Source organism: Candidatus Pedobacter colombiensis, assembly GCA_029202485.1.
Taxonomy (GTDB): Bacteria; Bacteroidota; Bacteroidia; order Sphingobacteriales; family Sphingobacteriaceae; genus Pedobacter; species Pedobacter colombiensis.
This window is the reverse complement of the sequence record CP119313.1, coordinates 5,023,401-5,037,102: the sequence shown is the minus strand read 5'-3', so window position 1 is coordinate 5,037,102 and position 13,702 is coordinate 5,023,401. Positions and strand designations below refer to the sequence as shown.

The 13,702-nt window shown below is 40.3% G+C and carries 7 protein-coding genes; all 7 read right to left on the bottom strand.

Annotated elements, in window-relative coordinates; all coding sequences use genetic code 11:
* Positions 1-36 precede the first annotated feature (36 nt).
* Positions 37-2,859 carry a hypothetical protein gene (locus tag P0Y49_20940; GenBank protein ID WEK19245.1) on the bottom strand — a complete coding sequence of 941 codons (2,823 nt, stop codon included), beginning with the start codon at positions 2,857-2,859 and terminating at the stop codon, positions 37-39.
* A gap of 5 nt (positions 2,860-2,864) precedes the next feature.
* Positions 2,865-3,773 carry a PKD domain-containing protein gene (locus P0Y49_20935; GenBank protein WEK19244.1) on the bottom strand — a complete coding sequence of 303 codons (909 nt, stop codon included), beginning with the start codon at positions 3,771-3,773 and terminating at the stop codon, positions 2,865-2,867.
* 28 nt (positions 3,774-3,801) lie between these two features.
* On the bottom strand, positions 3,802-5,358 hold the full coding sequence (locus P0Y49_20930; protein WEK19243.1) for a RagB/SusD family nutrient uptake outer membrane protein: 1,557 nt from the start codon (positions 5,356-5,358) through the stop codon (positions 3,802-3,804).
* A 13-nt stretch (positions 5,359-5,371) separates the two neighbouring features.
* Complete coding sequence (locus P0Y49_20925; protein WEK19242.1) at positions 5,372-8,431, bottom strand: TonB-dependent receptor; 3,060 nt, start codon at positions 8,429-8,431, stop codon at positions 5,372-5,374.
* A gap of 60 nt (positions 8,432-8,491) precedes the next feature.
* A complete protein-coding gene (locus tag P0Y49_20920) occupies positions 8,492-9,727 on the bottom strand; it encodes a cellulase family glycosylhydrolase (GenBank protein WEK19241.1) in 1,236 nt (411 codons plus the stop codon).
* Between the two features lie 2 nt (positions 9,728-9,729).
* On the bottom strand, positions 9,730-11,574 hold the full coding sequence (locus P0Y49_20915; protein ID WEK19240.1) for a glycoside hydrolase family 2 TIM barrel-domain containing protein: 1,845 nt from the start codon (positions 11,572-11,574) through the stop codon (positions 9,730-9,732).
* Between the two features lie 242 nt (positions 11,575-11,816).
* Complete coding sequence (locus P0Y49_20910; protein ID WEK19239.1) at positions 11,817-13,652, bottom strand: 7TM diverse intracellular signaling domain-containing protein; 1,836 nt, start codon at positions 13,650-13,652, stop codon at positions 11,817-11,819.
* Between the last annotated feature and the right edge of the window lie 50 nt (positions 13,653-13,702).

The following is a 13,702-nucleotide window of genomic DNA, read 5'->3' as shown; positions in this document are numbered from 1 at the left end:
CATCAATTTAATCATTAATTTGTTATGCTATATCTTTTATGGTGTTGGAAGTGTACCATTGTAACCAACATTTTTTAAGGATAAATATCCATCAGTATCTATTTTCCAGATCGCAAAGTCGTAACCAATACCCTGGAAAAAGCTTTGTGTAAGCTCTGCCTGAGTCTTAACCTGTCCATCTAAGCCGTTCAGATCGTTCGTAATGGCACTTGTACGGCCAACGATCGTTACACCTGTGCCTACAAAGTTGCTGCTGTTTACTCCGGTTCCATTGGCTGCTGTTCCCGAAATCCTGAAATTATTATCCCAGTTTGGAGCAGTATTTGAACCTTCGATTGAGGTATTGGCAACGAAACTATTCTTGGTATAACCATTGTTCTGATAAGTACTGGCGATGCCGGCATTTGGAAATCCTGCTGGCGTAATTACGGATTTAATAGTTACTTCTCTAACTACGCAGTTTTCCAGTTTGGTTTTATTGGTTCCTGCAATACCACCTATATTTCCCGTTGCAGGGGTTGTGCTCGCTGCACTCAGCATTGGCTGTGTAGCAAGTGGTCCTTTACCTTTTACAATGCAGTTGGTAATTGTTGACCCTACACCTGCGATGCCACCAATTGAGAAGCCTGCAGATATTGAACCGCTAAACATACACTGATCAATAGGGACAATATTTGCATTCTGATCTGCACCAAAGATACCTCCAATACCATTTGCGGTGGTAGCCGCTGCTACTGTAGCTGTAATATTTACTGTGGAAAGACAGTTTTTAATAATTCCCCCGGATACAGTTCCTTCAGCGCGTCCTAGTATGCCGGCAATTCTGTTTTTAGAAGCAGTAATTTCCAGGCTTCCAGTGGTTGTACAATAAGAAATCTCTGTGATTGCTCCGGTAGAAGTGGTTAGTCTGCCTGCAATTCCACCAATCATCCCGCATGATGCAGAAATGTTGAGGTTGGTATAGCACTGCGTAAGCTTACCACCGGCAGATAGCTCACCTGAGATACCGCCTAGGAGGTCGCCCGTATTTGTAGAAATGACAGATCCCGTAACTACAACATTTTGAATGGTTCCACCTGTGGTTTTACCAGTTATCACCCCAAATGCTGCGTTGGTTTTACAATCTACATTCAGAAACTGAATATCTTTGATAGTACCTGTATTGGTGTTGATGAAACCATCATTTGCAGTTGTTGAGTTGATGGTTAGCCCGGTCACTTTAAATTTCCCTCCATCTAGCGTTCCGCTGAAAGTAGGGATTGGCGTCCACGGTTTGGTTAACGCAATGTTTGCTACGATTTTATAATTTTTAGTACCATCATTTCTCACATAATCCAGAGCGGATTCATTAGAAATGATATAAGGACTAGCTACAGAACCGTCTCCTCCATCAAAAAATGAACCTGCTTGTTTTGAGAATATTTTAACCGTTCTAACAGCAGATAAATTATTTTTTTGCATTGAAATTTGCAGGTCGCCACTTAAAAAGCCTGCCTGAGGTGTTAAGGTTAGCTTTTGTTGACCAGATACAGGGGCTGCAGTCAATAGTGCAGGTGTAGTCAACACAGCAATTGTCCCATCAGAAGGCGCGAAAACAAAGTCGACTGTTTTAGCCGATGCTATTCCATAAACCTCTGTTGGGAAGGTATCAGGAAGTACCAGTACAACATTGGACGTTTGTGATGAACCCGTATTTACACCACCAGTTAATGAACCTATGCTATTAAGCCCTTTTATAGTAAGGCCATTTACATCTGATGTGGTAATAGATCCATAATTGGTCCCTGAGATACCGCCAACAAACAGGCCTCCATTAATTGTTCCGCTAACCGTTACAGTACTTACACTGCCTCGATTAATGCCGGCGAGTGCTGCGGTATTGTTTTGACCGGTAATATTAACGTTTTTAAGGATGAGATTCTTAACCATGGCGTTTGGACCAAGCTCAGCAAATAACCCTGATTTATCCGCAGAAGAAGTAATGGTAAGGCCGGTAATGGTTTTGCCGTTGCCATCAACAGTTCCGTTAAATGTGCTTGTTGAGGTTGTAGCAGTGGTTTGAGTAAAATCGCTGGTTAATTTGAAATTGCCAGATAGGGCGTAAGCAATTCTGTTCATACGATCTGCATCCGGTATTTCAAATGGTGCAGCCGTAGTTCCGGCACCAGCGGCAAATGCGTTACAGCTGAGCGTTCTGGTTACCGGGGCGATAGCCATAAAAGTAGCCGTAATGGCAACCGTACCTGTTGTAAACTGAGCGGTTGGGGTAATCCTTAAAGTTCTCTTTGTAGGGGAGACATTAATGATTTCCGCCGTCAGATTTGGTGAAGGAACAATCGTAAATACAGTAGATTTTGGATAAATATCAAAATCGATATCAGTTACCTTATTCACATTTAACAGTGGAGTTTCTGCCAGAGCAAAATCGATTGCGGTAACCGTTGCAAGATCGACATAGAACTCTTTACTGCACACATAAGTAGTGCCGTTAACCTTTATGTTTACCACCAGCACAAAGGTTCCGTCAGTGGTAGGTTTTCCAGTGAGCGGCACATTTACGCTTGATGTGCCATTGAGTTCTACTGTTGTTGCGGGGATGGAGATTCCATTTACCGCTTCAGCACTGATGACTGCAGATGTACCGGTAGGTGCATTTTTAAAAGACAGGGTAAAGGTATTGGTTGCAGAAAGAACTAGACTTTCAACAAGGTTTCCGTTAACCTTAGACTTTGTATCCAGGATCTCCATACGATCCGGTAATGATTTAGGACGTTCATTGTCTTTTTTACAAGCCTGCAGAACGGTAATTGCAAGGATAACCAGGCAAATTATATTTCTAAAAAAATAGGTTCTTTTCATAATGTTTATCTTACGTAGCCTTTGCGGATTAATAAATAGACATCTTTCCAGGCGCTGGCTGCCCTGGAAGCAGGTATAGTTTCTGTATGGGTTACAATCATTTCATTTTCTGAAATAGAACTGATCTCATATTCGATAATATCTGCGCATCCCCTGTAGAAGAAAAAGAAAGCACCATCATACAAGCGAAGGTAGTGCTTGCCACCTCTGATCTCCATTGTCCATTTCTGAACAGGCTTTGCCGGTGTATAATTTATCGTCAAATCGCCGCCATCCGCTACCGGGTTGGTTGCTGTGCCCCAGTTTGCATTAAGCTCTTTAAAACGGAATTGAGTAATGCCGTCAATGGTTCCTCCATGGACATAAGACGTATTATGGTTGTTGTATGTACATTCAAAACCGGCCAGCTTAAAGTTAAGTTCATCATCGTAAACCCCTTTCCCGCTTTTGGCAAGCTTATTCCAGGGAGTAGTGGAGCCGGAATTGATCAGTTTAACATGAGCATCTGAGAGTGAATCCAGTACCCAGGTTTTCCCGGCCGTGGCGGTAGCGCCACCGGTAAGAAGACCATAAAAGGGATCCAGATTAATGTTGTCCTGATTAAATGAAACCAGGACTGATTTATCTACAGCAGTTAACCCATTAAAAACAGTGAGTGTTACGGTGTAATTTCCTTTAAAGGGATATCTGCCAATCACAGTATCACCAACCGCTTTTTGATTGTTGCCAAGGTCCCAGCGTGCAGTAGCAGTTTTCCCAATTTTAGCATTGATAAAACGATATACATTTAATGTATCCGTTTTTTGTACAATGATGTTGACGTCTTCTGAAGGAATTGGATCTTCAAGAGAGGGCTTTTTTGTACACGATAAACAAATCAGTGATACAAAAGCAGCTAATAATATATATCTCATCTGAGTAAGTTTTAAAATATCCATTAGGTTAATATCCCGGGTTCTGAACTAATGTGTTTTTAGAGAGGATGATCTCATAATCAGGAATTGGAAATAATCCAGCCGCAGCAGTGTTAAATTTGCTCACAAAAGGCTCACCTCTGTTGATGTTGATTTTGCTTGCCGCATAATCAAGACCTCTTCGCATTAAGTCCCAATAGCGAACACCTTCAAGGGCAAGTTCCAGATCACGTTCATTATAAATTACATCCAGTGATACAACAGGTGGTACATATCCGGCAGGTCTTGCACGTTTTGCTACCTTTTCAAAGTATTGTTGTGCTTTTGCTGTGGAGCCTCCATGTAATAGCTGTAATTCGGCAGCCATAAGGAGCACATCTGAAAACCGGATTGAAATAAAATGATTCGGATAATTTAGCCCCACATTTCCTTTGGATGAGTTATTTACTTTTAGTGCTACCCATTTTTGAGGGAAAATATCTGTGTTTTGATAGCCCGGGGTAAATGAAACAGATTGCGATTTAGGGAGTAAAAAGGTAACTGCCTTGCGCAAGTCTGTATTGTCGAACTGATTGTAAAATATTGGATCAATCGGGGCAAAGGACCATCCTGCAGCATAAGGTGAGGCAGAATTGGGATCGCGCATTGACCAAAGCATCACTGCTAAATTTCCATTGGCCTCTTCGCGATAACTAAAGTTTCCACTATAAGCAAGACTAGAGTACTGAATTTCAAAAACGGACTCTTTATTGTTGTTGTTATACGGTGGGGTAGGTGTAAATACATCCGCAAAATTGGTAAGCAGATCATGGCCGCTGTTATTGATCAAAGTTTCACTGATATTAAGGATATTTTGAGCGCTAACACCAGGCAATTCCGGTTTTTTATAATACCCGGTATAATATAGCCATACCCGCATCATTAATCCCCTTGCGGCGTCGGAAGTTACCCTGCCCAATTCAGTTGGGGGCATGTTTTTGTAAGCGGGTAGCACATTGATTGCTTCTGTAAGGTCAGCAGAGATTTGAGCATATACAGCTTCCGGGCTGCTTTGCGTTTGATTGTATTCTGAAGGGGCGAGTGTCTTTAGAATCAGTGGTACATTGCCAAATAGACGTACAAGGTCGAAATAATAAAAGGCGCGTAAGAATTTGCATTCTGCTGTAAACCGTTCGCGTAGCCCTGGGGTGTCAAAAGTAGCATTGGGCATTTTTTCAAGTAGCAGGTTACAGCGGTAAATTCCCGTGTAGTATTTATACCAAAAGGCTTTTGGTCCAAGGTCGTCCGGGCGGATTTGACCCCTGTCGATTCTGGATACTCCCGGTAAATCCGTTACAGAAGCACCACCTGTAAAACAATGATCACCCAATACTTCACTGATCAATTGAAAAGGGGAATTTTGATTCTGTGGGGCATCCCAAAGCAGAACGTTATACGCCGCAACCAACCCTTGAAGACAATCTTTCTGATCTTTATAGAAGTTCGTTTCCACATCACTGGTGATGGGTAATAAATCAAGTTCTTTATTGCATGATGTTGAACCCAACATTAATAAAAATGCAATAGTTTTTATATATCTTTTCATACCTGGTTTGTTATTAAAATCCAATACTTGCACCGAAAATAAAGGTTCTTGGTTGTGGATAAACCCCGCGGTCTATACCTATCCCCAGCGCTGTTCCGGAAACTTCCGGATCAAATCCTGTGTATTTTGTGAGGACAAATAAGTTTGTGCCTGTAGCATACAATCTAATGTTATTGATCTTGTATTTAGACAAGTTTTTGATGGTATAACCTAAAGCAACGTTTTTTAAACGTAGGTAACTTCCATCTTCCAGGAAAAAATCAGATGGATTGGTAAAATTGCCATTCGCGTCTCCTGCTGCTACTCTTGGATAGGTATTCGAGGTACCTTCGCCATGCCACCTGTTTAAAATTTCTATTGGATAATTGGCAGTTGGAAGGTCCCAACGATGTAGACTGTTGAAGATTTTGTTTCCTGCTAAACCGTTGAAGAAAACGTTCAGATCGAAGTTGGCATAGCGCATGGTTAGGTTAAAACCATAATTGTATTTTGGATGTGGGCTACCCATGTTAGAACGGTCCTTGCTGTCAATTACTCCGTCTCCGTTTAAGTCCTTATAGCGAATATCTCCCGGAACCGCATTTGGCTGTATTTTAGCTCCGGTTGGTCCTACGTATTTATCAATTTCTGATTGGTTTTGGAAAATGCCATCCATTGCATATAGCCAAAAGTATCCCATTGGATACCCGACTTGCATACGGGTTACCCCTTGCATTTGATTGCTGGCGTCACTTCCAACGATGAAGCCTGTGGCATTGCCAACTTCGGTAACTTTGTTGAAATTGTAAGCCCCGTTAACGTTAAGATTGATGTTGAGTTTCCCGAAATCTTTTTTATAACCCAAGGATAGCTCAATTCCTTTGTTTACAACGGCTGCGCCATTAGTTGAAGGTGCGCCATTTCCGACATAAAGTGGGATAGGGGGTGTTAGCAGTAAGTCCTTGGTTTTTTTTGAATACACATCAAAGGTTGCATTAAAATTATTCAAAAAATCGGCGTCAAAGCCAATATTGGTTTGTTCTGATGTTTCCCATTTTAAATCCGGATTGGATATCTTACTTGGTGATGCACCAACCATTTGTGTGTTAGCTCCCCAATAATAATTACGGGCATAGGTACTGATGGTAGAGACAAAACTGTATTCCCCAATATTGTCATTCCCTGTCTGACCCCAACTAGCTCTTAATTTTAAGTTATTTAGCCACGTTTCATTTTCCATAAAATGCTCTTTGGATACATTCCAGCCCGCTGAAATGGAAGGGAAATACCCAAACTTATTGTTTGAGCCAAAGTTATAAGATCCATCGGCTCTAAAGGATGCTGTGGCCATGAACCTGCCATCGTAATCATAATTTAATCGGCCAAAATATGATAAGAAGGCACTGTGACCGGCTCCTCCTGACGCGGCGGCACTTGTGTTGTCTTTTGCCAGGTCAAGGTAGGCAAAAGCAGGGTCATCATATAAAAGACCATTTTTTGAAGCAGAAACATTACTGGTTTGACCTTTTCTTATCGTATTTCCAACAAGGATAGAGAAAGTGTTTTTTTGGATTGTTTTACCATAGGTCAAGGTATTTTCAAAATTTAACGTTTTGGTCTCGGCAGCAGATTTGCTCGCTCCAGATGCAAGGGTAAAATTGGTGGAGTTAAGGTAATATATTGGCGTATAATTGCTGCCCTGATCATATTGGAACGTATAACCTATGGTACTGCGGAGTTTTAAATCTTTAAGAATTTGTAGTTCTCCGAATGCATCACCAATTAGACGGGTATATCCCGAAGCCCCATTCGAATAATATATTCTGGCAATGGGATTTACAATTTCTTGCGATACATATCTTGAAATGGCGAAAGTACCATCGTCCTTCATTACCGGGGTAACTGGGTCCATATTGATGGCACTTAGTATGGGACCTGCATTTCCAGCGTTTGAGGTAATGGCGGCTCTTTTTACATTGGCGAAATTAAGATTTACACCAGTGGTTAAAAGGCCATCCAAGAATTTTTGTTCTGTATTGATCCGACCGGTATAACGCTCGAAGTTTGATTTCCCCTTAGCCAGTGTTCCATCCTGACTGAAATACGAAAACGAGGAGTTGAATGTAGAGCGATCTGATCCTCCTGATAAACTAGCCTGGTGGCTTTGTATAGGTGCATTATTGTAAGAAACTTCTTTTTGCCAGTTCGTTCCGGCGCCCATTTTTGCAATCTCATCGCTCGAGAAAGGTAGCGGAAGGTTGGAGTTGAAATAGGCTTCGTTCTGAATGCGTGCATATTGAGTAGCGTCCAGCACATCAATGTATTTTCTTACATTCTGAATCCCATAATAATAATCGTAGTTGACTCTGTATTGCCCGGCTTTTCCTTTTTTTGTAGTGACGATAACAACTCCATTTGCACCCCTTGCGCCATAGATTGCCGCAGAAGCCGCATCTTTAAGCACTTCCATGGTTTCAATGTCCCTTGGATTAACACCTTCTAGGTCGTTAACTGGGTAGCCATCTACAATGAGAAGGGGATCATTTGAGCCATTGGTTCCAATACCTCTGATGCGAATACTTACACCAGATCCAGGCTGACCGCTATTCATCATTACGCTTACACCAGCTGCTCTTCCTTGTAAGGCCTGATCAGCTCGCATTAATCCGGATATATCCAGATCCTTAGCGCGTAGAGAAGCAATAGCACCAGTTACCAGACTCTTTTTTTGTGTACCATAACCAACCACAACCACGTCATTTAATGATTGTGTAGAGGGGGTAAGTACAACTTCCAACGTTTGGTTGTTTTGTATCGATACCTCCTTTGAATTCATTCCTATGCTTCTGAAAAGTAAGGTATTTACTGATTTTTCTACAACGATTTGGAATTGCCCGTCTTTATCTGTCATAGTTCCGGCGGATGAGCTCCCTACAGCAGAAACTGAAACGCCCGGCAATGGTTGGCTGTCTTCTGAACTTTTTACAACTCCTTTAATCGTACGATTTTCTTGCGCAGAAACCAGCGCAGTAGATAAGCACAAATAAAAGATCATCAAGAGACTGCATAATCGCATTAGTCTAATTCTCTTCATACAAGTTTGTTTAGTGGTTTATATTTGGTTAGTTGTTTTACGGATTATAAAGGCATACAATTACGAACCGGCTTTAAGGCCAAGTGCCGTTATATATCCCTTGTTAAAGTTGCATTTGTCAAACTTACAGGCCTCCAGGAAATCGGTAAGTGCTTGTTGGATCTTGATCCTGTCTATTTTGATTTCGCGGATATCTTTGTAGCTATTCTTTGGCGTTTCTGCGTAATCAATCAACAGATTGTAATTCTGAGGAGGAACAATGGACGCGATATTTTTTGGACTATCCATTTTTTTGTAAGGCCAGAAGTGCCACCCTATATTGTTCTTTTCCAGTAAGGATCTAAATTCAGTGATCCATTCATCTGTATTTTCACCGGTTTCGCCTATGTATATCGGCACCTTATGCTGCGCTCTAAAATCAATGAACTTTTTGATGCTACCCAATGAAGGTTGATCGCCATATTTGTGGAATGTGTAAACGGCATTGGAATCAAAGAATTCATCAAATACTTTAAAGTTGGTATTCCATTGCGCTCCGCCCAGAAAGACGATGTGGTTTTTGTCTACCGTTCTGATTTCCTTAACAATCTTCTTGTATAGGGGGAGCAACAGGTGGTTTAAAGAATCTGCATTGAAATAATGGGCGATAGGTTCGTTTAGCAGATCATAACCCATAACAGTTTGTTCGTTTTTATAGCGTGTGGCTATTTTCTTCCAGATGTCAATTGTGAGCTGTTGATTTTCTTTATTTTTAAAAAGGAAAGGGTACCCATAGCTATCGTCAATATTATCTCCGGTTTGACCACCAGGTGCACAATGCATATCCAGAATAACATATAATCCTTCGTTTTTACACCATTTAATTACCCGGTCAAGTAATTCCATCCCTCTGGAAGCATTATTGTCTCCTAAGTAGTCTTCGTTGGTGAAAAGACGGTAATTGAATGGAACTCTGATAGAGTTTACGCCAATCTTCTTTAAATACTGGATGTCGGCTTCAGTGATGTAGTTGTTTAAATATTTTTTCCAGAATTGTTTGGTGGCCTCCGGACCGATTAGTTGGGCAAACGTTTCATGGATTTTTGTCGGAGAGTTCGTGTTTTTAAACTTAAACATGTAGCCTTCAGGAACAAGCCAATTGCCCAGGTTCGTTCCTTTGATCAGAAAAGGTTTGCCATCCGGACCAATTATTTCTTCCTGATTTGTCCGGAAGAACCCTTTGCTTTGGGCAAATGTATTTTTGTTAAAACCGGCCAATAATAGCAGTAGTAAGAATGGCCCTATTAATCTCTTCATATTTATTTTTGTGTTTGCTGGATTTCGTTGTAATAGTCTTTTAAGATGAAAAAGGATTTCTTTTTTCTTCCGTTTTGGTCAATGAAGCCTTTGTTATTCCAGCCTTCCTGATAGGTTGGATTGTTTCTTCTTGGTGATCGGAAATCTGCTAGAATCCATGGAGAGATACCGACAAAATTGGCAGGCATACGTTTAAGCATCGCTACTTGTTCTTGGTAAAACCACTCCTGAAACTCCTCAGTCCACAATGTTGACCGGTCGCCGTGATAGCCTCCAAGTGCTTCAGCGCCTGTTTCACTGATAAATAAGGGTTTATTGTATTTCGTTGCCCAATTCGCTTGTCTGCAGCTTTCCGGTGTGCCGCCATACCAACCCAGGTATTGATTAAAAGCAACAATGTCTACAAACTCACCAAGAGGGTCGTCAATTGTTCTTAGATTTTCACTAGAGTGATAGTTAACTTCCAGAGCCGCTGCAACAAGTCGCGTTGGATCATCCTTTTTGGCTGTTTCTAGCAAGGATTTCATGAAATTTGTTCTTGTTTCACTAACAGGAGTTTCATTTCCTACCGACCAAATAATGACACTGGCTCGGTTGTGGTCTCTTGTGATCATTTCATCTAATTGTTTCTTTGCTTTTTCCAGGACTTCCTGACTTGCAAAGTCTATGGTCCAATAAACCGGGATCTCCGACCACACAAGCAGGCCAAGTGAATCGGCAAGTCTGGTCATTTTTTCATCGTGCGGGTAATGTGCTAAGCGAACCATGTTGCAGCCCAGTTCTTTAGCCCAACCAAGTAATTGCGCTGCATCTTTTTGACTATAAGCCCTTCTTGATTCCTGAGGAATTTCGCTATGAATACTAATGCCTCTTAAAAAGACAGGTTTATCATTCAGGGTTAATTGAATTCCATTCGTTTTGATCGTACGAAAGCCAATCTTTTCCTTTACCCGATCGTTATTCCCCGAAACAATCACTTCATAAAGTTTTGGGGTTTCTGGCGACCAACGCTGGAACTTTGGAAGGTTAAATTTGATTTGAGCTTCGTTCCCGACAACTTTAAATTGTTTTTTAAGCTTTAGCTCAGGGATCTCTATGGTTACCATTTCATTGTTTACCGGACCATCAAGTTTTACATTCCCTAAAACCTCGTTACCAGCAGGGTTTTGTGGATTGAGTTGTATCACATAATCTCTGATATGTGTTTTTGGAACACTGATCAGGAGTACATCCCGCGTAATACCGCCATAATTCCACCAATCCGTATTTAGTGTAGGTATTTCATTGGCGAATCGCTTATTGTCTATTTTAACAACTAAAAAGTTTGATTTTTCCTTTAAAACAGAATCCGGAATTTCGAAATTAAATGGGGTAAAGCCACCCTTATGGCTTCCCAGTTTCTTGCCGTTTAGGTATACATCCGCTCTATAATTTACGGCTCCAAAATATAAGAATAACTTATCTGAAGGGTTTTGCTTTTTAAAATCAAAAGACTTTTTATACCAAACGGTGCCTTCATAATATAGGAATTTGGGGTCCTGAGAGTTCCAGTCACCGGGTACATTAATACTGTATTTTGAAATGTAACCATGCTCTTTACGATCTAGCTTGTTATCCGGCACATCCGAGTTCCAATAGGCTTCTCTGTCATTCGCAGCCCGTTCTTTAAACCGATAATCATAAAACCCGGTTTCGTAAGGATCTACAATGTACTGCCATTTCCCGTTTAAGCTTACAGATTGACGTGCCGCTGTGTTGGTAATCAGGTTGTTTTGTGCGTATCCTTTGGGCGCTGCTAAAAATAGGAGCAGGGCCAAAACTAGGATGGATAAGGATTTCCGTTTCATGAAGTGCTGAATGTGTTTGTTTGTATTTGGTTATTTATACAAATGTATAGTACTAGGATCTAATAAAACAAGTTTATTTTTGTGCAATGTTCTAATTTATAGATAGTTATGCTGTGTTTAAGACGCTTTGTCGGCATTAAGACAGTTGAGCTTTTAGGCTGATATACAGGCGTAAAACTTCTATTTGCCAATTTGTGCCATTGGACTTTAATACACATCAATAAATTTTAAAAAAGATGACTTTATCCCAGAACGAGTTTGCTCCAGCCCTTTTCTCCTGCATTTTTGAGCTCTTTCTTCCGCTCTTCCATTATTTTTTTGACTTTATTACTATAGGCCCAGCAGGTTCCCTGTCTCATAGAAAGAATTTCTGATAGCTTGTAAGAAGAGATTTTACCATTGCTGGAATACATCAAAAAGATAATGTAGAATGCTTTGTTGATGGGGATTTTGCTATTGTGGAAGATCGTATTCGTCGTTACAGACTCATCGTAACCGCATTTAGAGCACCTTCTGCTAAAAGGAGTTTCGCCTTCAAAATGATTCTCATTATCGCATTTACGACAATTGTACTGATCGTTCCACTTCAGCTCTGCAAGGAATTTAAAACAGGCGTTGTTGTCAGGGTATATTTTACTGAATTCGGTAAAGTCAACTTCTTTAGACATCACTCTTGCCTGACTTACCTTTTCAATATCTATTTGCAGGTCAATGTTATCTTTTTTCAGAAACTCATTTATTTTATTGATCTCTTCTGCTTTAAGATTGAGTAGCTCATTCATGTTAAGAAGCTCTTCATTTTGAGATTTAATAATTTCAGATTGCGCGATCACCTCTTTGGTTCTAAGCAATACCTGTTTTTCCAGTTCCTTATTCTGATTGTCCTTTAGACGCTGGTTTAACTTTATTTCCTGAAACATGCGCGATTGAGCTTTGTCTTTTTTCTTTTTCAGCAGACGTACTTTATCACTAATGGCGAAGGAAACAAATAGCATTTCCATAATAAAGCAAAAGCTGAGGCTGTAAAAGTTTGCCGGGCCAAAGGGAAGATTATATGGGTAAACTGTTTTCACAACTCTAATCAGAACACCTAAGACAAGAAATGTATAACCGGCCACAAAGAACCTTGCCGGGCGGTAACCTTTTCTATAAACATACCAACCGGTAAAATAGCAAATAATTAGTGGAAAGATTTCTATGTATTTATAGTTAAATAGCTGTTGATCAATAAATAAGCATGATGCAAAAAAGAGGGTTCTCAGACCAATGGCCCCAAGGATAAGTTTATTTAATGTGGGCGCTTTTGTTTTTGTGTATAAAAACTCGCGGGTAAATAACATAGAAGAGATGCTGGCAATGTAAAGCATGACGCCAAAAGCAATTCCATTCCATTCGGGTGAATCAGGCCAGAGATATTGATATGCAATCCCATTAGAACTCATTTCAAACATCCCGATACTTAAATTGTAAACGATGTAATAGATATATTGCTTTTGCTTAACAGCAAGAAACATCATGAAATTATACAGACTGAAGATGAGGATCATTCCGTAGTAAATTCCAAAAAGGTAATATTCCTTTAGTGCATATTTAAAATAGGACACAACAGGTTTGAGCACAACCATTACGTTTGAGGGATGGCTTGATTTGGCAGAAAAATAATAGGTGCGATCACCTTTAAAAGCGGTATCCAGATTGATAACAAAGTTCTTATGGAAGTAAATTCTATGGTCAAAAGGCCGTGCTGCACCAAAGTTTTGCATGGAATATTTTCCATGATGATCAGGGGTATAAAAATGTATTTCTTCAATAGTCTGGTCAAAAAATTCAAGCACCCAACTATTCTTCACAAGGCTACTGTGATTTATTTTGATGCGGTACCAGCCATTGTGCAGATATTGGTAATTCGTAGGCGTAAAAGTTTTGCTGGGCTTAAATTTATTAGAAAATGAAGGTTTAGTAACATCATTTATAGTAAGGCTGTTTGTGGTGTCTATAAAGTATTCTATTTCCTTATAGATGAAGATATGTTTACTGATGCTATCATTTAATAAAACCTTATCCTGCGCTTTTGACACAAAAGTGTTTAGTGTGCAAAGCAGAACTATAGTAAGTTTCCAGCACAATA